The organism is Pseudomonas sp. GW822-FHT06D10 (assembly GCF_058799535.1).
On record NZ_JBXALN010000011.1, the window covers coordinates 187,983 to 209,897 of the forward strand.

At 61.5% G+C, this 21,915-nt stretch carries 19 protein-coding genes; 9 read left to right on the top strand and 10 right to left on the bottom strand.

Translation table 11 applies throughout. The features are described 5' to 3' along the window. Positions 1–11: 11 nt before the first annotated feature. The 5 genes from purB to AC1RL5_RS29555 all read right to left on the bottom strand — a co-directional run bounded on the left by purB (position 12) and on the right by AC1RL5_RS29555 (position 6,146). Positions 12–1,382, bottom strand: a complete 1,371-nt coding sequence (gene purB / locus AC1RL5_RS29535; protein ID WP_019092906.1) for an adenylosuccinate lyase — start codon at positions 1,380–1,382, stop codon at positions 12–14. 119 nt (positions 1,383–1,501) lie between these two features. Further along, on the bottom strand, positions 1,502–2,125 hold the full coding sequence (gene hflD / locus AC1RL5_RS29540) for a high frequency lysogenization protein HflD (protein WP_011062179.1): 624 nt from the start codon (positions 2,123–2,125) through the stop codon (positions 1,502–1,504). Next, entirely contained in the window at positions 2,122–3,255 is a 1,134-nt protein-coding gene (gene mnmA / locus AC1RL5_RS29545) for a tRNA 2-thiouridine(34) synthase MnmA (protein WP_492590006.1), read from the bottom strand. The genes hflD and mnmA overlap by 4 nt, the downstream gene beginning before the upstream one ends. Positions 3,256–3,326: 71 nt before the next feature. Continuing rightward, positions 3,327–3,773: an NUDIX hydrolase gene (locus tag AC1RL5_RS29550; protein WP_053152686.1), complete on the bottom strand. Its 447-nt coding sequence runs from the start codon at positions 3,771–3,773 to the stop codon at positions 3,327–3,329. A 147-nt stretch (positions 3,774–3,920) separates the two neighbouring features. Continuing rightward, entirely contained in the window at positions 3,921–6,146 is a 2,226-nt protein-coding gene (locus tag AC1RL5_RS29555; protein ID WP_072452739.1) for an NADP-dependent isocitrate dehydrogenase, read from the bottom strand. Between the two features lie 504 nt (positions 6,147–6,650). On the opposite strand from AC1RL5_RS29555, the gene icd reads away from it, so the two are divergent. Next, positions 6,651–7,907: an NADP-dependent isocitrate dehydrogenase gene (gene icd, locus AC1RL5_RS29560; RefSeq protein WP_011062175.1), complete on the top strand. Its 1,257-nt coding sequence runs from the start codon at positions 6,651–6,653 to the stop codon at positions 7,905–7,907. Positions 7,908–7,986: 79 nt separating this feature from the next. On the opposite strand, the gene cspD is transcribed toward icd, so the two are convergent. After that, positions 7,987–8,250, bottom strand: coding sequence for a cold shock domain-containing protein CspD (gene cspD, locus AC1RL5_RS29565; RefSeq protein ID WP_275656340.1), 264 nt, complete (start codon positions 8,248–8,250; stop codon positions 7,987–7,989). A gap of 218 nt (positions 8,251–8,468) precedes the next feature. Here cspD and clpS point away from each other — a divergent pair, with 218 nt between their 5' ends. Both clpS and clpA read left to right on the top strand, forming a co-directional pair. Further along, positions 8,469–8,831 carry an ATP-dependent Clp protease adapter ClpS gene (gene clpS, locus AC1RL5_RS29570; RefSeq protein ID WP_011062173.1) on the top strand — a complete coding sequence of 121 codons (363 nt, stop codon included), beginning with the start codon at positions 8,469–8,471 and terminating at the stop codon, positions 8,829–8,831. A 29-nt stretch (positions 8,832–8,860) separates the two neighbouring features. Beyond that, positions 8,861–11,131, top strand: coding sequence for an ATP-dependent Clp protease ATP-binding subunit ClpA (gene clpA, locus AC1RL5_RS29575; protein ID WP_011062172.1), 2,271 nt, complete (start codon positions 8,861–8,863; stop codon positions 11,129–11,131). A 127-nt stretch (positions 11,132–11,258) separates the two neighbouring features. On the opposite strand, the gene infA is transcribed toward clpA, so the two are convergent. The 4 genes from infA to trxB form a co-directional block, all read right to left on the bottom strand. Next, the gene (gene infA, locus AC1RL5_RS29580) at positions 11,259–11,477 is read right to left on the bottom strand and encodes a translation initiation factor IF-1 (RefSeq protein WP_002553999.1); all 219 of its coding nucleotides are present in this window, start codon (positions 11,475–11,477) and stop codon (positions 11,259–11,261) included. A gap of 100 nt (positions 11,478–11,577) precedes the next feature. Continuing rightward, positions 11,578–12,285 carry an arginyltransferase gene (locus AC1RL5_RS29585; protein ID WP_015636288.1) on the bottom strand — a complete coding sequence of 236 codons (708 nt, stop codon included), beginning with the start codon at positions 12,283–12,285 and terminating at the stop codon, positions 11,578–11,580. Between the two features lie 58 nt (positions 12,286–12,343). Beyond that, positions 12,344–13,024 (bottom strand): leucyl/phenylalanyl-tRNA--protein transferase, encoded by a 681-nt coding sequence (gene aat / locus AC1RL5_RS29590; RefSeq protein ID WP_015636287.1) that lies wholly within the window; start codon positions 13,022–13,024, stop codon positions 12,344–12,346. A gap of 72 nt (positions 13,025–13,096) precedes the next feature. Next, positions 13,097–14,047, bottom strand: coding sequence for a thioredoxin-disulfide reductase (gene trxB, locus AC1RL5_RS29595; RefSeq protein WP_015636286.1), 951 nt, complete (start codon positions 14,045–14,047; stop codon positions 13,097–13,099). 295 nt (positions 14,048–14,342) lie between these two features. On the opposite strand from trxB, the gene AC1RL5_RS29600 reads away from it, so the two are divergent. The 6 genes from AC1RL5_RS29600 to cysG all read left to right on the top strand — a co-directional run bounded on the left by AC1RL5_RS29600 (position 14,343) and on the right by cysG (position 21,865). Continuing rightward, positions 14,343–16,751, top strand: coding sequence for a DNA translocase FtsK (locus AC1RL5_RS29600; protein ID WP_015636285.1), 2,409 nt, complete (start codon positions 14,343–14,345; stop codon positions 16,749–16,751). Between the two features lie 68 nt (positions 16,752–16,819). Beyond that, a complete protein-coding gene (gene lolA / locus AC1RL5_RS29605; protein ID WP_011062167.1) occupies positions 16,820–17,443 on the top strand; it encodes an outer membrane lipoprotein periplasmic chaperone LolA in 624 nt (207 codons plus the stop codon). A gap of 33 nt (positions 17,444–17,476) precedes the next feature. Further along, positions 17,477–18,802, top strand: a complete 1,326-nt coding sequence (locus AC1RL5_RS29610) for a replication-associated recombination protein A (protein WP_015636284.1) — start codon at positions 17,477–17,479, stop codon at positions 18,800–18,802. Next, positions 18,799–19,173 carry a fluoride efflux transporter CrcB gene (crcB, locus tag AC1RL5_RS29615; RefSeq protein ID WP_011062165.1) on the top strand — a complete coding sequence of 125 codons (375 nt, stop codon included), beginning with the start codon at positions 18,799–18,801 and terminating at the stop codon, positions 19,171–19,173. The genes AC1RL5_RS29610 and crcB overlap by 4 nt, the downstream gene beginning before the upstream one ends. A gap of 16 nt (positions 19,174–19,189) precedes the next feature. Continuing rightward, complete coding sequence (serS, locus tag AC1RL5_RS29620; RefSeq protein ID WP_072452741.1) at positions 19,190–20,470, top strand: serine--tRNA ligase; 1,281 nt, start codon at positions 19,190–19,192, stop codon at positions 20,468–20,470. Next, entirely contained in the window at positions 20,471–21,865 is a 1,395-nt protein-coding gene (gene cysG / locus AC1RL5_RS29625; RefSeq protein ID WP_072452743.1) for a siroheme synthase CysG, read from the top strand. It abuts the gene before it with no gap. Positions 21,866–21,915 lie beyond the last annotated feature (50 nt).

Genomic DNA, 21,915 nt, shown 5'->3' on the forward strand with positions numbered 1-21,915 from the left:
CGAGCAAACGGTCAGATGCGCTTGGCCTGGGCTGCGGCATTACCGATGTAGCTGGCCGGGGTGAGCTGTTTCAGCTCGGCCTTGGCCGCGGCGGGCATGTCCAGCCCGTCGATGAAAGTCTGCAGCGCTTCTGGGCTGATGCCCTTGCCGCGCGTCAGTTCCTTGAGCTTTTCGTAGGGGTTTTCGATGTTGTAGCGGCGCATCACGGTCTGGATCGGCTCGGCCAGGACTTCCCAGCAGGCGTCCAGGTCTTCGGCGATTTTCTGGGCGTTGAGCTCCAGTTTGCTGATGCCCTTGAGGCTGGCCTCGTAGGCAATCACGCTGTGAGCAAAGCCCACGCCCAGGTTGCGCAGCACGGTGGAGTCAGTCAGGTCGCGCTGCCAGCGGGAGATCGGCAGTTTGCTTGCCAGGTGCTGGAACAGTGCGTTGGCGATGCCCAGGTTGCCTTCGGAGTTTTCGAAGTCGATCGGGTTGACCTTGTGCGGCATGGTCGAGGAACCGATTTCGCCGGCGATGGTGCGCTGCTTGAAGTAGCCCAGGGAGATGTAGCCCCAGATATCGCGATCGAAGTCGATCAGGATGGTGTTGAAGCGGGCGATGGCGTCGAACAGCTCGGCGATGTAGTCGTGCGGCTCGATCTGCGTGGTGTAGGGGTTGAAGGCCAGGCCCAGTTCGTCTTCGATGAAGGCGCGGGCGTTGGCTTCCCAGTCGATGTCCGGGTAGGCCGACAGGTGGGCGTTGTAGTTGCCCACGGCGCCGTTGATCTTGCCCAGCAGCGGCACGGCAGCGACCTGGGCGATCTGGCGCTCCAGGCGGTAAACGACGTTGGCCAGTTCCTTGCCCAGGGTGGTCGGCGAGGCCGGCTGGCCGTGGGTGCGCGAGAGCATCGGCACTTCGGCGAAACGGATCGCCAGTTCGCGGATGGCGTTGGCGGTCTGGCGCATCAGCGGCAGCATCACTTCATCACGGCCTTCGCGCAGCATCAGGGCGTGGGACAGGTTGTTGATGTCCTCGCTGGTGCAGGCGAAGTGGATGAACTCACTGACGTTGGCCAGTTCAGGCAACTTGGCAGCTTGCTCCTTGAGCAGGTACTCGATGGCCTTGACGTCGTGGTTGGTGGTGCGCTCGATCTCTTTGACGCGCTCGGCGTGCTCCAGCGAGAAGTTCTCTGCCAGGGCATTGAGGACGGCGTTGGCTTCGGCGGAGAACGCCGGCACTTCGCTGATGGCGCTATGGGCGGCCAGGCGCTGGAGCCAGCGCACTTCAACGAGGACGCGAGCACGGATCAGGCCGTATTCGCTGAAAATGGGGCGCAGGGCCTGGGTTTTGCCGGCGTAGCGGCCGTCAACAGGGGAAACCGCAGTGAGCGAAGAGAGCTGCATGGGGTGTTCTCGGACAGTCGGGCAACGAAATGGGGCGCGTATCATACATGAAAATATCCGCCGGTCCGTTGCCAACTGACCAGCGTCTTACGCGCAGCTCTTGAAAAATCAGGCGCAGCTCAGCTGCTGCGCATCAACGGATAAAGCTCTTTGAGCAATTTGCGCCGGCTGATCACCAGTTGCCAGCGATGGCCGCCCAGCTGTCGCCACAGGCGTGCCGAGCGGATGCCGGCCAGCAGTAGGGCGCGGATCTTCGAGGCATTGCTGGGCTGCTGCAGGTTGCGCATGTCGCCGTGCACCTGAATGCGCTGGCGCAGGGTGCTCAGGGTGTCCTGGTACAGCCCGCCGCACGCGGCGATGACGTTTTCGTGAGCTGGACCGAAATGTTCTACCTGGGACTGGATCTGCGGCAGGCGTTTGCCGATGGTCTCCAGCAGGTCGTCGCGCTTGGCCAGCTGGCGCTCCAGGCCGAGCATCGACAAAGCGTAGCGCAGCGGTTCGCGCTGCAGGGTGCTGGGGTCGCGCTCCAGGGCGCCGATCAGGGCCCGGTAACCCTCGCGCAGGTTGATGTCGTCGCCGCCGTAGACTTCCAGGGTGTCTTTCGGGTCGCGGATCAGCAGGCTGCCGAGCATGCAGCTCAAGGCCGCTTCGCTGACCTGGCCGGTCTTGGCGATCCGGTCCACCAGCACGGCGGCCAGGAATACACCGCCCAGCGCCGTCAGTTGTTCCTGAATCGGGCTCATGGACGGGCGTCCTTGCTGCTCCAGGGTTCGGCCACTTCGATCACGCCGCCACCGAGGCAGATCTCGCCGTCGTAGAACACCACGGACTGGCCGGGAGTGACGGCGCGCTGTGGGTCGTCGAAGGTGGCGCGGTAGCCGTTGGCGGTCTTTTCCAGGGTGCAGGGCTGGTCGCTCTGGCGGTAGCGCACCTTGGCGGTCAGGCGTCGCGGCTGGCTCAGGTCGATGGGGTTGACCCAATAGATGTCGGAGGCCAGCAGGGCGCGGGAGAACAGCCAGGGGTGATCATTGCCCTGGCCCACGATCAGCTCGTTGTGCTCCAGGTCCTTGATCAGCACGTACCACGGCTCTTCGCCGGCGTCTTTCAGGCCGCCGATGCCCAGGCCCTGACGCTGGCCAATGGTGTGGTACATCAAACCGTGATGGCGGCCGATGACTTCACCTTCGGTGGTCTTGATCTCGCCGGGCTGGGCCGGCAGGTATTGCTTGAGGAAGTCGCTGAAGCGCCGCTCACCGATAAAGCATATGCCGGTGGAGTCTTTCTTCTTCGCCGTGGCCAGGTCCTGTTTTTCGGCAATGGCGCGCACTTCGGGCTTTTCCAGCTCACCTACCGGGAACAGGGTCTTGGCGATCTGTTCGCCGCCAACGGCGTGGAGGAAGTAGCTCTGGTCCTTGTTCGGGTCCAGGCCCTTGAGCAGTTCGGTGCGGCCATCGATGTCGCGGCGGCGCACATAGTGGCCGGTGGCGATCAGGTCGGCGCCAAGCATCATGGCGTAGTCGAGGAAGGCCTTGAACTTGATTTCGCGGTTGCAGAGGATGTCCGGGTTCGGCGTGCGGCCGGCCTTGTATTCGGCCAGGAAGTGCTCGAACACGTTGTCCCAGTATTCGGCGGCGAAGTTGGCGGTGTGCAGCTTGATGCCAATCTTGTCGCACACGGCCTGGGCGTCGGCCAGGTCGTCCATGGCGGTGCAGTATTCGGTTCCGTCGTCTTCCTCCCAGTTCTTCATGAACAGGCCTTCCACCTGGTAACCCTGCTCCATCAGCAGGAGGGCGGAAACGGAAGAATCCACGCCGCCGGACATGCCGACAATGACGCGCTTCTTTTGGTTATCAGAAGGGGCTGGATCACGCATAGGAATTCAACGGGTGTCTTGAAAAAGGACGCGATTCTAACAGGCTGAGGCCTGCAAGGCTAAAACTGCGGTTAAAGCATTGGTCGGATCAGTGCCAGGCTGTGCAACTGGCCATCCAGGTAATCGTCCAGGCACTGCAGGATCAGCTCGCTGCGCCAGTTGGCCCGTTGCTCCAGCAGTTGCTCGCGGCTCAGCCAGCGCGGGCCGATGATGCCGTCATCCAACTGATAGTCCGGATGATGGCGCAGTGGCTTGGCGGCAAAGCACACGCGCTGGTAGGTCACGCCGTTGCTGGGGGCGGTGTAGAGGTAGATGCCGACCACGCCGGTCAACTCCACGTCCCAGCCGGTTTCTTCCAGGGTTTCGCGGACGGCGGCCTGGAGCAGGCTTTCATTGGCATCCAGGTGCCCGGCGGGCTGGTTGAGCACGGCTTGTTCGCCCTGGTATTCCTCGACGAACAGGAAGCTGCCCTGGTCCTCGACGATGGTGGCGACAGTAATATGCGGTTGCCATTCCATAAAGGCACTCCTTTATAAAGGGTGAACATTGTAGGAGCCGGCTTGCCGGCGAAGCGAGCGCTGTCTGTTTCGCCGACAGGCCGGTTGCTGCGGACTCCAGAAGCACAAACCCCGGCGCGGGGCCGGGGTTTGTGTGTTCGCTCGTGCTTACACCAGCGCAGCGATGGCCGCGTTGAGGGTGGCGCTCGGGCGCATGGCTTGGCTCACCAGCTCGGGGTTGGCGCTGTAGTAGCCACCGATGTCCACGGGCTTGCCCTGTACGGCGTTGAGCTCGGCGACGATGGTCGCTTCGTTCTCGGTCAGGGTCTTGGCCAGGGTGCTGAACTGCGCTTGCAGGGCAGCGTCCTCGGTCTGGGCGGCCAGGGCTTGAGCCCAGTACAGCGCCAGGTAGAAGTGGCTGCCGCGGTTGTCGATGTTGCCGACCTTGCGCGATGGCGACTTGTTGTTGTCGAGGAACTGGCCGGTCGCCTGGTCCAGGGTCTTGGCCAGCACCAGGGCTTTGGGGTTGTTGTAGGTGTTGCCCAGGTGCTCCAGGGAAGCGGCCAGGGCCAGGAACTCACCCAGGGAGTCCCAGCGCAGGAAGTTCTCTTCCAGCAGCTGCTGTACGTGCTTGGGAGCCGAGCCGCCGGCGCCGGTTTCGAACAGGCCGCCGCCGTTCATCAGCGGCACGATCGACAGCATCTTGGCGCTGGTGCCCAGTTCCATGATCGGGAACAGGTCGGTCAGGTAGTCGCGCAGTACGTTGCCGGTCACCGAGATGGTGTCCTTGCCGTCGCGGGTGCGGGACAGGGTGAACTTCATGGCTTCGACCGGGGACATGATGCGGATGTCCAGGTCGCTGGTGTCGTGATCCTTCAGGTAGGCCTGAACTTTCTCGATCATCACGCCGTCGTGGGCACGCATCGGGTCCAGCCAGAAAATGGCCGGGGTGCTGCTGGCGCGAGCACGGTTGACCGCCAGTTTGACCCAGTCCTGGATCGGCGCGTCTTTGGTCTGGCACATGCGGAAGATGTCGCCGGCTTCGACTTTCTGCTCCAGCAGCAGGCTGCCTTTGCTGTCGGTGACGCGAACCACGCCGTCAGCCTTGATTTCGAAAGTCTTGTCGTGGGAACCGTATTCTTCGGCTTTTTTCGCCATCAGGCCAACGTTCGGCACGCTGCCCATGGTGGTCGGATCGAACGCGCCATTGGCTTTGCAGTCTTCGATCACGGCCTGGTAGATGGTGGCGTAGCAACGGTCCGGGATCACGGCCTTGGTGTCGTGCAGCTGGCCGTCGGTGCCCCACATCTTGCCGGAGTCACGGATCATGGCAGGCATCGAGGCGTCGACGATCACGTCGCTCGGCACGTGCAGGTTGGTGATGCCTTTGTCGGAGTTGACCATGGCCAGGGCAGGGCGGGCTGCGTAGACGGCCTGGATGTCGGCTTCGATCGCAGCTTGCTGGTCGGCCGGCAGGGCCTTGATGCGGGCGTACAGGTCGCCGATGCCGTTGTTCAGGTTGAAGCCGATTTCTTGCAGTACGGTGGCGTGCTTGCTCAGGGCATCCTGATAGAACTCGGCAACGATCTGGCCGAACATGATCGGGTCGGAGACCTTCATCATGGTGGCCTTGAGGTGTACCGAGAGCAGTACGCCTTGCTTCTTGGCGTCTTCGATTTCAGCGGCGATGAAGGCGCGCAGGGCCTTTTTGCTCATTACGGCGCAGTCGAGGATCTCGCCGGCTTGCACGGCGGTCTTTTCCTTCAGGACGGTGGCAGTGCCGTCCTGGGCGATCAGTTCGATCTTGACGCTGTCGGCTGCTTCGATCAGGGCCGCTTTTTCGCTGCCGTAGAAGTCGCCGTTGCTCATGTGGGCAACGTGGGACTTGGAGTCCTTGGCCCAGGCGCCCATCTTGTGCGGGTGCTTGCGCGCATAGTTCTTCACCGACAGCGGAGCGCGGCGATCGGAGTTGCCTTCACGCAGGACCGGGTTCACGGCGCTGCCCTTGACCTTGTCGTAACGCGCCTTGGCGTCTTTGTCGGCGTCGCAGGTCACGGTTTCTGGGTAGTCCGGCAGCGCATAGCCCTGGGCCTGCAGCTCTTTGATCGCGGCTTGCAGTTGCGGGACCGAGGCGCTGATGTTCGGCAGCTTGATGATGTTGGCTTCTGGGGTGACCGCCAGCTCGCCCAGTTCGGCAAGGTGGTCCGGCACCGCTTTGGTACCCAACTGCTCAGGGAAGCTGGCGAGGATGCGGCCGGCCAGGGAGATGTCGCGGGTTTCCACGGCGATATCAGCCGAAGCGGTGAAGGCTTCTACGATAGGCAGCAGGGAATAGGTGGCGAGGGCCGGGGCTTCGTCGGTGAAGGTGTAGATGATCTTCGAGCGGGTGGGCATATTCGGATTAACTCTCTTCTTTGCTAAAGCGTGCGCAGAAACTCGAGGTGCGCCGGGTAAGCGCTTTCGTTCAAAGGTCATCCATGAGCCGAATGTCGAGGTTTCTTCGCGGTGATGTTGGGTGCATCAGTCGAGCGTCAAGCGGGTGGGCTGCGGTAACAACCCGGCTTTGGGCGGCCATTCTCGGCTTGTTTTGTCGGTAGCAGAGCGTTCGGCCGTCGTGACTCTGTGGTCAGCGGCGGCATTATACATAGGTAGCTAGCAAAACGCCGATGCTTCATAGGCGCCCGTTCTCGTCCATTGGTCTAAAGGTCGCAGGCAGGGTGCAGGCGTAGAGTCGCTCGGGGTGCTTTACTTTGGCACTTTTCCCTTTGCTTTCAGGCTTGTAGGCCGCGAACTGTGCAGCTTTCACGGCATATGGGTGGAACATGAGGTTCCCGTCCAGATTCAACTGGGGTACGCTCGAACGCAGCCAGATGTTCAATCCACACAACGGAGTTCAGCATGGGATACAAGAAGATTCAGGTTCCAGCAGTCGGCGACAAAATCACCGTCAACGCAGACCATTCTCTCAATGTTCCTAACAACCCGATTATTCCTTTCATCGAAGGCGACGGTATTGGTGTTGATATCAGCCCGGTCATGATCAAGGTTGTCGATGCTGCGGTTAAGAAGGCTTACGGCGGCGAACGCAAGATTTCCTGGATGGAAGTGTATGCCGGGGAAAAAGCGACTCAAGTGTACGACCAGGACACCTGGCTTCCTCAGGAAACCCTGGACGCAGTGAAGGATTACGTGGTTTCCATCAAGGGCCCGCTGACCACTCCGGTCGGTGGTGGCATCCGTTCCCTGAACGTGGCCCTGCGTCAGCAACTCGATCTTTATGTATGCCTGCGCCCTGTGCGCTGGTTCGAAGGCGTGCCCAGCCCGGTGAAGAAGCCGGGTGACGTGGACATGACCATCTTCCGTGAAAACTCCGAAGACATTTACGCCGGCATCGAGTGGAAAGCCGGCTCGGCAGAAGCCACCAAGGTCATCAAGTTCCTCAAGGAGGAAATGGGTGTCACCAAGATCCGTTTCGACGAAAACTGCGGCATCGGCGTCAAGCCGGTTTCCCTGCAGGGCACCAAGCGTCTGGCGCGCAAGGCGCTGCAATATGTAGTGGATAACGACCGTGACTCGCTGACCATCGTGCACAAAGGCAACATCATGAAGTTCACCGAAGGTGCCTTCAAGGAATGGGCCTATGAAGTGGCGGCCGAAGAGTTCGGCGCGACCCTGCTGGACGGCGGTCCCTGGATGCAGTTCAAGAACCCGAAAACCGGCAAGAACGTCATCGTCAAGGATGCTATCGCCGACGCCATGCTCCAGCAGATCCTGCTGCGCCCGGCCGAATACGATGTGATCGCGACCCTCAACCTCAACGGTGACTACCTGTCCGACGCCCTGGCGGCGGAAGTGGGCGGCATCGGCATTGCACCAGGCGCCAACCTGTCCGATACCGTGGCCATGTTCGAAGCCACCCACGGTACCGCGCCCAAGTATGCCGGCAAGGACCAGGTCAACCCGGGCTCGCTGATCCTTTCCGCAGAGATGATGCTGCGCCACATGGGCTGGACCGAAGCAGCCGACCTGATCATCAAGGGCACCAATGGCGCAATCTCGGCCAAGACCGTGACCTATGACTTCGAACGCCTGATGGACGGTGCAACCCTGCTGTCTTCCTCGGCCTTCGGCGATGCGCTGATCTCGCACATGTAAGCTGTACGGCGCCCAAAGCAAACCGGCCGACTCAATCCCTTGAGTCGGCCGGTTTTTTTATGACTGGATGTTGGTTGGATCAGCTAAGGGCGCTTTCGGGCTGGGCCTCGGCGCTGACGATTTCGCCGGGCACCTTCAACGCGCTGATTTTGATCGCATGCAGGCCCTTGGGCCCTTGGATGATCTCGAAGCTCACAGCCTGTCCGGCTTTCAAGGTCTTGTAGCCATCCATATCGATGGCCGAGTAATGGGCAAACAGATCGTCAGTCTTGCCCTCCTCATTAATAAAGCCATAACCCTTGGCGTTGTTGAACCACTTGACCTTACCGCTAGCCATACTCATATCCCTCTGCAACAGACTCCATCACTGGAGTATCATCCAGTTCATCCGCCGCCAAGCTTGGTAAAAAGGTTGACGCCGCGGACGTTTATTACCCAATGTGGGCCCTATTGGTTGTAACACCGTTTTGCCGATAGTCAAGTTGACCCGGCGGTCGGAGTTGAAATCCTTCCAGGGCGCCCCCACCACTGTATTTGCACAACTGACGAACCTTTCTTTCCATGCATGCAATCAGCCAGATTCGACTAACATTCAATCAGGATCGCCCGGACTTGCACGACGACGATTCCGCTGGCTTGGCAGTACAGGAGGCTAAGCCTGCTCTCCAGGCGCCGCCGATGTACAAGGTGGTTTTGTTCAACGATGACTACACGCCGATGGATTTCGTCGTCGAAGTGCTCGAGATGTTTTTTAACCTGAATCGCGAGCTGGCGACCAAGGTCATGCTGGCCGTCCATACCGAAGGGCGGGCAGTGTGTGGATTGTTTACCCGCGACATCGCCGAGACCAAGGCCATGCAGGTCAACCAGTACGCCCGGGAAAGCCAGCATCCGCTACTCTGTGAAATCGAGAAGGACGGTTAACGCCGACCACTTGGGTATGAGGTGAAGCTATGTTAAACCGCGAGCTCGAAGTCACCCTCAATCTCGCCTTCAAGGAGGCCCGTTCGAAGCGTCATGAGTTCATGACCGTCGAGCACCTCCTGTTGGCTCTTTTGGATAATGAGGCCGCCGCCACCGTTTTACGTGCCTGCGGAGCAAACCTCGACAAACTCAAGCACGACCTGCAGGAGTTCATCGACTCCACCACGCCGCTGATTCCCGTGCACGACGAGGATCGCGAAACTCAGCCAACCCTGGGTTTCCAGCGCGTATTGCAACGTGCTGTCTTTCACGTACAGAGCTCGGGCAAGCGTGAAGTCACCGGTGCCAATGTGCTGGTGGCAATCTTCAGTGAGCAAGAGAGCCAGGCGGTGTTCCTGCTGAAACAGCAGAGCGTTGCCCGTATCGACGTGGTCAACTACATCGCCCATGGGATCTCCAAGGTGCCCGGGCATGGCGATCATTCTGAAGGTGAACAGGATATGCAGGACGAAGAGGGTGGTGAGTCGTCTTCTTCGGGCAATCCTCTGGATGCCTATGCCAGCAACCTCAATGAACTGGCCCGTCAGGGTCGCATTGATCCGTTGGTAGGGCGCGAGCAGGAAGTCGAGCGCGTAGCGCAGATCCTGGCGCGCCGGCGCAAGAACAACCCGCTGCTGGTGGGTGAGGCAGGCGTGGGCAAGACCGCGATTGCCGAGGGCCTGGCCAAGCGCATCGTCGACAATCAAGTGCCGGACCTACTGGTCAACAGCGTCGTCTACTCGCTGGATCTCGGGGCGTTGCTGGCCGGTACCAAATACCGCGGCGATTTCGAGAAGCGCTTCAAGGCGCTGCTGGGCGAATTGAAAAAGCGCCCTCAGGCGATCCTGTTCATCGACGAAATCCACACCATCATCGGTGCCGGTGCGGCCTCCGGTGGGGTGATGGACGCCTCGAACCTGCTCAAGCCGCTGCTGTCCTCGGGTGATATCCGTTGCATCGGTTCGACTACCTTCCAGGAGTTCCGTGGCATTTTCGAGAAGGACCGGGCCTTGGCGCGGCGCTTCCAGAAAGTCGATGTGTCCGAGCCCTCGGTTGAAGACACCATTGGCATCCTGCGCGGCCTCAAGGGGCGTTTCGAGCAGCATCACAGTATCGAATACAGTGATGAAGCCCTGCGTGCCGCTGCAGAATTGGCCTCGCGCTATATCAATGACCGGCATATGCCGGACAAGGCCATCGACGTCATCGACGAGGCAGGGGCCTATCAGCGCCTGCAGCCGGCGGAGAAGCGCGTGAAGCGCATCGAAGTGGCCCAGGTCGAAGACATCGTGGCGAAAATCGCGCGGATTCCACCAAAACACGTCACCAGTTCCGATAAAGAGCTGCTGCGCAATCTTGAGCGCGATCTCAAGCTGACGGTGTTTGGCCAGGATGCGGCGATCGATTCGCTGTCTACCGCGATCAAGCTGTCCCGTGCAGGCCTGAAATCGCCGGACAAGCCGGTCGGTTCCTTCCTGTTCGCCGGTCCTACCGGTGTCGGCAAGACCGAAGCGGCGCGGCAGTTGGCCAAGGCCATGGGGATCGAGCTGGTACGCTTCGACATGTCCGAGTACATGGAGCGGCACACCGTCTCGCGCTTGATTGGTGCGCCTCCCGGCTATGTTGGTTTCGATCAGGGTGGCTTGCTGACCGAGGCCATCACCAAGCAGCCGCATTGCGTATTGCTGCTCGATGAAATCGAGAAGGCCCACCCGGAAGTCTTCAACCTGCTGCTGCAGGTGATGGACCACGGGACCCTGACCGACAACAACGGGCGCAAGGCGGATTTCCGCAATGTGATCGTCATCATGACCACCAACGCCGGTGCTGAAACCGCGGCGCGAGCCTCCATCGGTTTCACGCATCAGGATCACTCTTCCGATGCCATGGAAGTGATCAAGAAGAGCTTCACGCCGGAGTTCCGCAACCGTCTGGACACCATTATCCAGTTCGGTCGCCTGAGCCACGAAGTGATCAAGAGCGTGGTGGACAAGTTCCTTACCGAGCTTCAGGCGCAGCTGGAAGACAAGCGCGTGCAGCTGGAAGTGACCGATGCCGCTCGCAGCTGGCTGGCCGCCGGTGGTTACGACGTGACCATGGGCGCCCGTCCGATGGCGCGCTTGATCCAGGACAAGATCAAGCGTCCCCTGGCCGAGGAGATCCTGTTTGGCGAGTTGTCCGACCATGGCGGTGTGGTCCACATCGACATCAAGGATGGCGAGCTGACCTTCGATTTCGAGACCACGGCGGAAATGGCTTGATCGCCGCATAACGCAGCAGTACAGCCAAAGGCACCGGGAGGTGCCTTTGTGCTATCTGGCGTTTGAAACGTTTTTTTGCAGACGAACAAAAACGCCCGGCATAACCGGGCGTCTTGTATTGACTTGCTTAGCGAGCGCGGTAAGTGATGCGCCCTTTGCTCAAGTCATAGGGCGTCAGCTCGACGCGCACTTTGTCACCGGTAAGAATACGAATGTAGTTCTTGCGCATCTTGCCGGAAATATGCGCGGTTACGACGTGCCCATTTTCCAACTCCACACGAAACATGGTGTTGGGCAGGGTGTCGACGACAGTGCCTTCCATTTCGAAGCTGTCTTCTTTCGACATGCAGTAAAGCCCTCGGTGTCCAATGAATGGCCCGGTGCAACTGCGCCAGGCAAAAGCGGCGTGCATTGTGCCCGAAAAGTGGGGTTTAAGCCAAGACCTTCTAGTTGAGGATCACCCATCTCTGGTTAACCAGCAGCTCTATGGGGCGATATTGGGTCTTGTAGTTCATCTTTTTGCAGTTCTTGATCCAGTAGCCGAGGTACACCGCATCCAGCCCCAGGCGCAGGGTTTCGCCGATTTGCCAGAGGATCGCAAAGCGCCCGAGGCTGCGGCGCTCTTCGTCGGGTTCATAGAAGGTGTAGACCGCTGAAAGGCCATTGGGCAGCAGGTCGGTGACCGCCACGGCCAGCAGGCGGCCGTCCAGGCGGAACTCGTAGAAGCGCGAGAAGGGCAGGTCTCGAACCAGGAAGGTCGAGAACTGGTCGCGGCTTGGGGGGAACATGTCGCCATCGGCGTGGCGTTGCTCGATGTAGCGCTGGTAGAGGTCGAAATACTCTTCACTGAAGCAGGGTTTGGCCGCGTGTACGGTCAGGTCGCTGTTGCGTTTGAGAATGCGCTTTTGCTGGCGGCTGGGCAGGAACTGTGTAGCAGGAATGCGCGCCGGCACGCAGGCGTTGCAGTTCTGGCAGTGGGGGCGATACAGATGATCGCCGCTGCGCCGAAAGCCCATTTCCGACAGATCCGCGTAGACATGCACGTCCATGGGCTGGCTGGGATCGAGGAACAGAGTGGTCGCCTGTTCGTCGGGCAGGTAGCTGCAAGAGTGGGGTTGGGTGGCATAGAACTTCAGGCGCGCCAACTCGGTCATGAGTCAACCCTCGGAATAAGCTTTGCAATTAAGTGTAAGCCACCCCCGGCAAACCCGCCTAGGAAACCCATATGGCGCGGCTCGGCAGGTCCAGGTGGTGTTTCAGGTAATTCGCGAACTCTGGACGGGAAATGGATCGGGCGCCGAGGCTGTGCAGGTGCTCGGTGGGCATCTGGCAGTCGATCAGCACAAATCCCCACGCCTTCAAGCGCTCCACCAGAGTGGCAAAGCCGAATTTCGAGGCATTGTCGGCGCGGCTGAACATCGACTCGCCGAAAAACAGCTGCCCCATGGCCAGTCCATACAAGCCGCCCACCAGCACTCCCTGGTCCCAGACCTCCACCGAATGGGCGTAACCGCGTTGATGCAGTTGCAGGTAGGCGCGTTGCATCGCTTCGCTGATCCAGGTGCCGTCGGCATAGGCGCGAGGCGCAGCACAGGCGCTGATGACTGCGGCAAAGTCCTGATCGAAGGTCACCTGATAGCGTTGTTTGCGCAACAGTTTGCCCAGGCTGCGGGAAACATGCAGTTCGTCCGGGAATAACACTGTGCGCGGATCGGGGGACCACCAGAGAATCGGCTGGCCTTCGGAAAACCAGGGAAAGCAGCCGTGACGATAGGCCTGGATCAGGCGGTCGGCAGACAAGTCTCCGCCCGCGGCCAGCAAGCCATTGGGCTCGCGCATGGCCTTTTCCAGCGGCGGGAAGTCGAGTGTGTTGCGTTGTAACCAGGTCAGCATGGTATCCAGACTTGCGGCAGGGGAGGGCGGTGGCGAGCCATTGCGGGCCCGCCACAAGCGTAGGGCGAGGGCTTAGTTGTCGTCGAGGAATTTTTCCGCATCTAGCGCTGCCATGCAGCCGGCGCCGGCCGAAGTGATGGCCTGGCGATAGACGTGGTCGGCCACGTCGCCGGCGGCAAATACCCCCTGGATGCCGGTGGCCGTGGCATTGCCTTCGCTGCCTCCACGCACCAGCAGGTAGCCGTCGCGCATCTCCAGTTGGCCCTGGAACAGATCGGTATTGGGCTTGTGGCCGATGGCGATAAACACCCCGGCCAGTGCCAGATCCTTGGTTTCTCCACTGTGGCTGTCCTTGAGGCGGGCGCCGGTCACGCCGCTGGCATCGCCCAGCACTTCCTCCAGGTGCTGGTTCCAGTGCAGGCGGATATTGCCATTGGCGGCCTTGTCGAACAGCTTGTCCTGGAGAATCTTCTCGGCCCGCAGCTTGTCGCGGCGATGCACCAGGTGCACTTCTTTGGCGATGTTCGACAGGTACAGTGCTTCCTCCACGGCGGTGTTGCCGCCGCCCACCACTGCCACCACCTGATTGCGGTAGAAGAAGCCATCGCAGGTGGCGCAGGCGGAAACCCCCTTGCCGGCAAAGGCCTCTTCGGAGGGCAGGCCCAGGTATTGCGCCGAGGCGCCGGTGGCGATGATCAGCGCGTCGCAACTGTAGGTGCCGCTGTCGCCGATGAGGATAAACGGCCGCTGCTGCAACTGTGCGGTGTGGATGTGGTCATAGACGATCTCGGTGTCGAAGCGTTCGGCGTGTCTCTGCATCCGCTCCATCAGCACCGGGCCGGTCAGGCCTTCGACATCGCCGGGCCAGTTGTCGACTTCGGTGGTGGTGGTCAGTTGGCCGCCGGCTTGCAAACCGGTGATCACCGTCGGTTTGAGGTTGGCCCGAGCGGCATAGACGGCAGCGCTGTAACCGGCAGGGCCAGAGCCCAGAATGATCAGGCGTGAATGCTTCGCATCGTTCATAAAAACACCTCATAAGCCTTTGTCACAAAAGAGAATGCATGCTCCAATTGAACAGTGCGTAACAGGCCGTTGACTATGCTGGTCGGAGGGTTCCGACGTGGCATGGCGTGAACAAACCCGTACAATACGACGCTGTACCGGGTTTATTCAGAATTGCACTGTTTCAGAAGCAAGGGGCAGAGTGTTAAAAGTAGCCCCAGTTACGCCGGTCAACTTTATTTACCTGCTCGGATTGAGCAGTATCTTGTAGTCAATCATCCGTTGGACGCGCCCTTGGCGCAGGAAAAGACGCGTTTTGAAGAAATCCACCGCAGCACCTAAACCTGTTGTTCCGCTCTGGCGTCAACAATTGCACTACCGGCTCAAGGAAGGTGCGTTGATCGCCATTGGCGCCCTGTGCCTGTTCTTGATGATGGCACTTCTGACCTATGGGAAAGATGATCCGGGCTGGAGTCATAACAGCAAGATTGAAGACGTGCAGAACTTCGGTGGCCCGGCCGGTTCCTACAGCGCCGATATCCTGTTTATGGTGTTGGGTTACTTCGCCTATATCTTCCCGCTGCTGTTGGCGATCAAGACCTACCAGATCTTCCGCCAGCGCCATGAGCCCTGGCAGTGGAGCGGCTGGCTGTTTTCCTGGCGGCTGATCGGCCTGGTGTTCCTGGTGCTGTCGGGCGCCGCGCTGGCCCATATCCATTTCCATGCCGCCACGGGCCTGCCGGCCGGTGCCGGTGGCGCCCTGGGCGAAAGCCTGGGCGACCTGGCCAAGAATGCCCTGAACGTGCAGGGCAGCACCCTGATGTTCATTGCCCTGTTCCTGTTCGGCCTGACGGTGTTCACCGACCTGTCGTGGTTCAAGGTGATGGACGTGACCGGCAAGATCACCCTCGACCTGTTCGAACTGTTCCAGGGCGCCGCCAACCGCTGGTGGGATGCGCGCGTGGAGCGCAAGCAACTGGTGGCGCAATTGCGCGAAGTGGATGCCCGGGTCGATGAAGTCGTGACCCCGAACGTGGCCGACAAGCGCGAGCAGGCCAAGGTCAAGGAGCGCCTTATCGAGCGCGAGCAGGCCCTGAGCAAGCACATGTCCGAGCGCGAAAAGCAGGTGCCGCCAGTGATCACGCCGATCGCCACCAAGGCGCCGGAGCCCAGCAAGCGCGTGCAGAAAGAGAAACAGGTGCCGTTGTTCGTCGACAGCGCGGTGGAAGGCACCTTGCCGCCGATCTCGATCCTCGACCCGGCAGAAAAGAAACAGCTGAACTATTCCCCCGAATCCCTGGCGGCGGTTGGCCACCTGCTGGAGATCAAGCTCAAGGAGTTCGGCGTCGAAGTCTCGGTGGATTCGATCCACCCGGGGCCGGTGATTACCCGTTACGAAATCCAGCCGGCGGCAGGGGTGAAGGTCAGCCGGATCGCCAACCTGGCCAAGGACCTGGCGCGTTCCCTGGCCGTGACCAGTGTTCGCGTAGTGGAAGTGATTCCCGGCAAGACCACCGTGGGCATCGAGATTCCCAACGAAGACCGGCAGATCGTGCGCTTCTCCGAAGTGCTCTCGACCCCTGAATACGACAACTTCAAATCCCCGGTCACCCTGGCCCTGGGTCACGATATCGGCGGCAAGCCGATCATCACTGACCTGGCAAAAATGCCTCACCTGCTGGTGGCCGGTACCACCGGTTCCGGTAAGTCGGTGGGGGTCAACGCGATGATCCTGTCGATCCTGTTCAAGTCCGGCCCGGAAGACGCCAAGCTGATCATGATCGACCCGAAGATGCTCGAACTGTCGATCTACGAGGGCATTCCGCATCTGCTGTGCCCGGTGGTGACCGACATGAAGGACGCGGCCAACGCCCTGCGCTGGAGCGTGGCGGAGATGGAGCGGCGCTACAAGCTCATGGCCAAGATGGGCGTGCGCAACCTCTCGGGCTTCAACGCCAAGGTCAAGGAAGCGATTGAAGCAGGTACCCCGCTGGCCGACCCGCTGTACAACCGCGAAAGCATCCACGACGAAGCGCCGCTGTTGACCAAGCTGCCGACCATCGTGGTGGTGGTGGACGAATTCGCCGACATGATGATGATCGTCGGCAAGAAGGTTGAGGAACTGATCGCCCGTATCGCCCAGAAGGCCCGTGCCGCCGGTATCCACCTGATTCTCGCCACCCAGCGGCCATCGGTGGACGTGATCACCGGCCTGATCAAGGCCAACATCCCGACCCGCATGGCGTTCCAGGTGTCGAGCAAGATCGACTCGCGGACCATCATCGACCAGGGCGGTGCCGAACAATTGCTGGGCCACGGTGACATGCTCTACATGCCGCCGGGCACCAGCCTGCCGATCCGCGTCCACGGCGCCTTCGTCTCCGATGATGAAGTGCACCGCGTGGTGGAGGCCTGGAAGCTGCGCGGTGCGCCGGAATACAACGACGATATCCTCAACGGTGTCGAAGAGGCGGGCAGTGGTTTCGAAGGTAGCAGCGGCGGGGGGGACGGCGATGATCCGGAAGCCGACGCGCTCTACGACGAAGCCGTGCAGTTCGTCCTGGAAAGCCGCCGGGCCTCGATCTCGGCGGTACAGCGCAAGCTGAAGATTGGCTACAACCGCGCCGCCCGGATGATCGAGGCCATGGAAATGGCCGGGGTGGTGACGGCGATGAACACCAACGGCTCCCGCGAAGTGCTGGCGCCGGGCCCGACGCGCGACTGATCCCTGTTTCGCTTGCAGCGGCGTGAAGTCACGCCGCTCGTATACCCATCCAATTAATGAGGAATTCCATGCGCCTGATTCGCATGTTGCTGCTGCCGGTATTGGCTGTGACCACCTTGTCGGCCCACGCCGACCCCAAAGACGTGGCGCGCCTGACCCAGTTGCTGGAAAAGTCCCAGACCCTGACCGCGCGTTTCTCCCAGCTGACCCTGGATGGCAGCGGCACCCAGTTGCAGGAAACCGCCGGCGAGATGTCCCTGCAGCGCCCGGGCCTGTTCTACTGGCACACCGATGCGCCACAAGAACAGCTGATGGTTTCCGACGGCCAGAAAGTCTCCCTGTGGGACCCGGACCTGGAGCAGGTGACCATCAAGAAGCTCGACCAGCGCCTGACCCAGACCCCGGCCCTGTTGCTCTCCGGTGACGTGTCGAAAATCAGCGAAAGCTTCGACATCACCTCCAAGGAAGCCGGCGGCGTGATGGACTTCACCCTCAAGCCGAAAACCCGCGACACCCTGTTCGACAGCCTGCGCCTGTCGTTTCGCAACGGCATGATCAACGACATGCAGTTGATCGACAGCGTTGGCCAGCGCACCAATATCCTGTTCACCGGGGTCAAGGCCAACGAAGCCATCCCGGCGTCCAAGTTCAAGTTCGACATCCCCAAGGGTGCCGATGTGATCCAAGAGTAAGCAGCCGCAACCGCAAGGTTTCGAAGGTAGTCCATGGACCTGTTTCGTAGTGCCCCGATTGCCCAGCCACTGGCCGCACGCCTGCGTGCGACCAACCTGGACGAGTACGTTGGCCAGCAGCACCTGTTGGCCCGGGGCAAGCCGCTGCGCGAGGCCCTGGAGCAGGGCGCGCTGCATTCGATGATCTTCTGGGGCCCGCCCGGGGTCGGCAAGACCACCCTGGCGCGGCTGTTGGCGGAAGTCTCGGATGCCCACTTCGAAACCGTCTCGGCGGTGCTGGCCGGGGTCAAGGAGATCCGCCAGGCGGTGGAAGTCGCCAAGCAGCAGGCCGGGCAATACGGTCGGCGAACCATCCTGTTTGTCGACGAAGTGCACCGCTTCAACAAATCGCAGCAGGATGCCTTCCTGCCCTACGTGGAAGACGGCACGCTGATCTTTATCGGCGCCACCACGGAAAACCCGTCCTTCGAGCTCAACAACGCCTTGCTCTCCCGAGCGCGGGTCTATGTGCTCAAGAGCCTGGATGAAGCGGCCCTGGGCACCCTGGTACAGCGCGCCCTGACCGAGGAGCGGGGGCTGGGCAAGCGCCAGCTGAGCCTCAGCGATGAAGGCTTCCAGATGTTGCTGTCGGCCGCCGATGGCGATGGCCGGCGCATGCTCAACCTGCTGGAAAACGCCTCGGACCTGGCGGAAGACGGTGGCGAGATCAGTGTCGATCTGTTGCAAAGCCTGCTGGGTGACACCCGCCGGCGTTTCGACAAGGGCGGCGAAGCCTTCTACGACCAGATTTCCGCGTTGCACAAGTCGGTGCGCGGCTCCAATCCCGACGGCGCCCTGTACTGGTTCGCGCGCATGCTCGACGGCGGCTGCGACCCGCTGTACCTGGCCCGGCGCGTGGTGCGCATGGCCAGCGAAGACATTGGCAACGCCGACCCGCGGGCCCTGAGCCTGTGCCTGGCGGCCTGGGATGTGCAGGAGCGCCTGGGCAGCCCCGAAGGCGAGCTGGCAGTGGCCCAGGCCATCACCTACCTGGCCTGTGCGCCGAAGAGCAACGCTGTGTACATGGGTTTCAAGGCCGCCATGCGCGCTGCTGCCGAGCACGGCTCGCTGGAAGTGCCGATCCACCTGCGCAATGCTCCGACCAAGCTGATGAAGCAACTGGGCTACGGCGACGAATACCGCTACGCCCATGACGAGCCGGATGCCTACGCCGCCGGTGAAGACTATTTCCCCGAAGAACTCGAACCCTTGCCGCTCTACCAGCCGGTGCCCCGTGGCCTGGAACTGAAGATCGGCGAGAAGCTCAAGCACCTGGCCGCCCTGGACCGGGCCAGCCCCTTGCAGCGGAGAAAACCTTGATCCCCCTGATCCTCGCAGTCTCCGCCGGCGGCGTGGCCGGCACCCTGTTGCGCTTTGCCACCGGCAACTGGATCAACGCCAATTGGCCGCGGCACTTCTATACCGCGACGCTGGCCGTTAATATCGTGGGCTGCCTGCTGATCGGCGTGTTGTACGGGCTGTTCCTGGTCCGTCCGGAAGTGCCGATCGAAGTGCGTGCCGGATTGATAGTGGGCTTCCTCGGTGGCCTGACGACTTTTTCATCCTTTTCACTGGATACCGTGCGTCTGCTGGAAAGCGGACAAGTGGCGCTGGCCCTGGGCTACGCGGCACTGAGTGTATTCGGCGGGCTGCTTGCTACCTGGGCCGGCCTGTCCTTGACCAAACTTTGATAAACGAGAGAACGACATGCTCGATTCCAAACTGTTACGTAGCAACCTCCAGGACGTAGCGGATCGTCTGGCATCCCGCGGCTTTGCCCTGGATGTGGCACGCATCGAAGCGCTGGAAGAACAGCGCAAGACCGTGCAGACCCGCACCGAGCAACTGCAGGCTGAACGTAACGCGCGCTCCAAGTCCATCGGCCAGGCCAAGCAACGCGGCGAAGACATCGCCCCGCTGATGGCCGACGTTGAGCGCATGGGGAACGAGCTGAGCTCCGGCAAGGCGGAGCTGGAAAACATCCAGAACGAACTGGATTCGATCCTGTTCGGCATTCCCAACCTGCCCCATGAGTCGGTGCCGGTGGGCGAAGACGAAGACGGCAACGTCGAAGTGCGCCGCTGGGGCACTCCGACCGCCTTCGATTTCCCGATCAAGGACCACGTGGCCCTGGGCGAAACCCACGGCTGGCTGGACTTTGAAACCGCCGCCAAGCTGTCCGGCGCGCGTTTTGCCCTGTTGCGCGGCCCGATCGCCCGTCTGCACCGCGCCCTGGCGCAGTTCATGATCAACCTGCACACCGGCGAGCACGGCTACGAAGAGGCCTACACCCCGTACCTGGTGCAGGCTCCGGCGCTGGTGGGCACCAGCCAGTTGCCGAAGTTCGAGGAAGACCTGTTCAAGATCACTCGCGAAGGCGAAGCCGATCTGTACCTGATCCCGACCGCTGAAGTGTCGCTGACCAACATCGTCGCTGGCGAGATTCTCGACGCCAAGCAACTGCCGCTGAAGTTCGTCGCCCACACGCCGTGCTTCCGTAGTGAAGCCGGTGCTTCGGGTCGCGATACCCGCGGCATGATCCGCCAGCACCAGTTCGACAAGGTCGAGATGGTCCAGGTGGTCGAGCCGTCGACCTCCATGGAAGCCCTGGAAGGCCTGACCGCCAACGCCGAGAAAGTCCTGCAACTGCTGCAACTGCCGTACCGCGTACTGGCCCTGTGCACCGGCGACATGGGCTTCAGTGCGGTCAAGACCTACGACCTGGAAGTCTGGGTACCGAGCCAGGACAAGTACCGCGAGATCTCCTCGTGCTCCAACTGTGGCGACTTCCAGGCCCGCCGCATGCAGGCGCGCTTCCGCAACCCGGAAACCGGTAAGCCGGAGCTGGTGCACACCCTCAACGGTTCCGGCCTGGCCGTGGGCCGCACCCTGGTGGCGGTGCTGGAGAACTACCAGCAGGCCGACGGTTCGATCCGTGTGCCGGATGTGCTGAAGCCGTACATGGGTGGCCTTGAGGTCATCGGCTAAATGGAATATCTGCCGCTGTTTCACAACCTTCGCGGCAGTCGTGTGTTGGTGGTCGGCGGAGGGGAGATTGCCTTGCGCAAATCCCGTCTGCTGGCCGATGCCGGTGCGCAGCTGCGAGTGGTCGCACCTGAAATAGAAGCGCAATTGCAGGAACTGATCGTCGCCAGCGGCGGTGAGTCCCTGTTGCGCGGGTATGTCGAGGCGGACCTCGACGGCTGCACCCTGATCATCGCCGCCACCGACGACGAATCCCTGAATGCCCAGGTCTCCGCCGATGCCCATCGGCGTTGCGTGCCGGTCAATGTGGTGGACGCGCCGGCCCTGTGCAGCGTGATCTTCCCGGCCATCGTCGACCGTTCGCCGCTGGTCATCGCAGTCTCCAGTGGCGGCGATGCGCCGGTGCTGGCGCGGCTGATCCGGGCCAAGCTGGAAACCTGGATTCCTTCCACCTACGGCCAACTGGCCGGGTTGGCGGCGCGTTTCCGCGCCCAGGTCAAAGGCCTGTTTCCGGATGTGCAGCAGCGCCGGGCGTTCTGGGAAGATGTATTCCAGGGCCCCATCGCCGATCGCCAGCTGGCGGGGCAGGGCGCGGAAGCCGAACGTCTGTTGCAGGCCAAGATCGCCGGCAAGGCGCCCCATGCGCCGGGCGAGGTGTATCTGGTGGGCGCAGGCCCGGGTGATCCGGACCTGCTGACCTTCCGCGCCCTGCGCCTGATGCAGCAGGCCGACGTGGTGCTCTACGACCGCCTGGTGGCACCGGCGATTCTCGAGCTGTGCCGCCGCGACGCCGAACGCATCTACGTCGGCAAGCGTCGTGCCGATCACGCCGTGCCCCAGGAACAGATCAACCAGCAACTGGTGACCCTGGCCCAGCAAGGCAAGCGGGTGGTGCGCCTGAAGGGTGGTGATCCGTTCATCTTCGGCCGGGGCGGCGAAGAGATCGAAGAGCTGGCGGCCCACGGCATTGCGTTCCAGGTGGTGCCGGGGATTACCGCGGCCAGTGGTTGTTCGGCCTATGCCGGGATTCCCCTGACTCACCGTGATTATGCCCAGTCAGTGCGCTTCGTCACCGGCCATCTCAAGGACGGCACCAGCAACCTGCCCTGGAGCGACCTGGTGGCGCCGGCCCAGACCCTGGTGTTCTACATGGGCCTGGTGGGCTTGCCGACCATCTGCGAGCAACTGATCAAGCACGGTCGCGGCGCCGACACCCCGGCGGCGCTGGTTCAGCAGGGCACCACCAGCAACCAGCGTGTCTTCACCGGCACCCTGGGCAACCTGCCGGCCCTGGTGGCGGAACACGAAGTGCATGCCCCGACCTTGGTGATCGTTGGCGAAGTGGTCCAGCTACGCGAGAAGCTGGCCTGGTTCGAAGGCGCTCAGTCCGAGGTCTGAAAAGCTTCGCCGGCAAGCCGGCTCCTACACATTCCGCTGTTGTAGGAGCC

Bases quoted from the DNA above. Each gene is read 5' to 3' on its own strand.
- purB (WP_019092906.1), bottom strand. From the start codon at position 1,382: ATGCAGCTCTCTTCGCTCACTGCGGTTTCCCCTGTTGACGGCCGCTAC.
- hflD (WP_011062179.1), bottom strand. From the start codon at position 2,125: ATGAGCCCGATTCAGGAACAACTGACGGCGCTGGGCGGTGTATTCCTG.
- mnmA (WP_492590006.1), bottom strand. From the start codon at position 3,255: ATGCGTGATCCAGCCCCTTCTGATAACCAAAAGAAGCGCGTCATTGTC.
- AC1RL5_RS29550 (WP_053152686.1), bottom strand. From the start codon at position 3,773: ATGGAATGGCAACCGCATATTACTGTCGCCACCATCGTCGAGGACCAG.
- AC1RL5_RS29555 (WP_072452739.1), bottom strand. From the start codon at position 6,146: ATGCCCACCCGCTCGAAGATCATCTACACCTTCACCGACGAAGCCCCG.
- icd (WP_011062175.1), top strand. From the start codon at position 6,651: ATGGGATACAAGAAGATTCAGGTTCCAGCAGTCGGCGACAAAATCACC.
- cspD (WP_275656340.1), bottom strand. From the start codon at position 8,250: ATGAGTATGGCTAGCGGTAAGGTCAAGTGGTTCAACAACGCCAAGGGT.
- clpS (WP_011062173.1), top strand. From the start codon at position 8,469: ATGCATGCAATCAGCCAGATTCGACTAACATTCAATCAGGATCGCCCG.
- clpA (WP_011062172.1), top strand. From the start codon at position 8,861: ATGTTAAACCGCGAGCTCGAAGTCACCCTCAATCTCGCCTTCAAGGAG.
- infA (WP_002553999.1), bottom strand. From the start codon at position 11,477: ATGTCGAAAGAAGACAGCTTCGAAATGGAAGGCACTGTCGTCGACACC.
- AC1RL5_RS29585 (WP_015636288.1), bottom strand. From the start codon at position 12,285: ATGACCGAGTTGGCGCGCCTGAAGTTCTATGCCACCCAACCCCACTCT.
- aat (WP_015636287.1), bottom strand. From the start codon at position 13,024: ATGCTGACCTGGTTACAACGCAACACACTCGACTTCCCGCCGCTGGAA.
- trxB (WP_015636286.1), bottom strand. From the start codon at position 14,047: ATGAACGATGCGAAGCATTCACGCCTGATCATTCTGGGCTCTGGCCCT.
- lolA (WP_011062167.1), top strand. From the start codon at position 16,820: ATGCGCCTGATTCGCATGTTGCTGCTGCCGGTATTGGCTGTGACCACC.
- AC1RL5_RS29610 (WP_015636284.1), top strand. From the start codon at position 17,477: ATGGACCTGTTTCGTAGTGCCCCGATTGCCCAGCCACTGGCCGCACGC.
- serS (WP_072452741.1), top strand. From the start codon at position 19,190: ATGCTCGATTCCAAACTGTTACGTAGCAACCTCCAGGACGTAGCGGAT.
- cysG (WP_072452743.1), top strand. From the start codon at position 20,471: ATGGAATATCTGCCGCTGTTTCACAACCTTCGCGGCAGTCGTGTGTTG.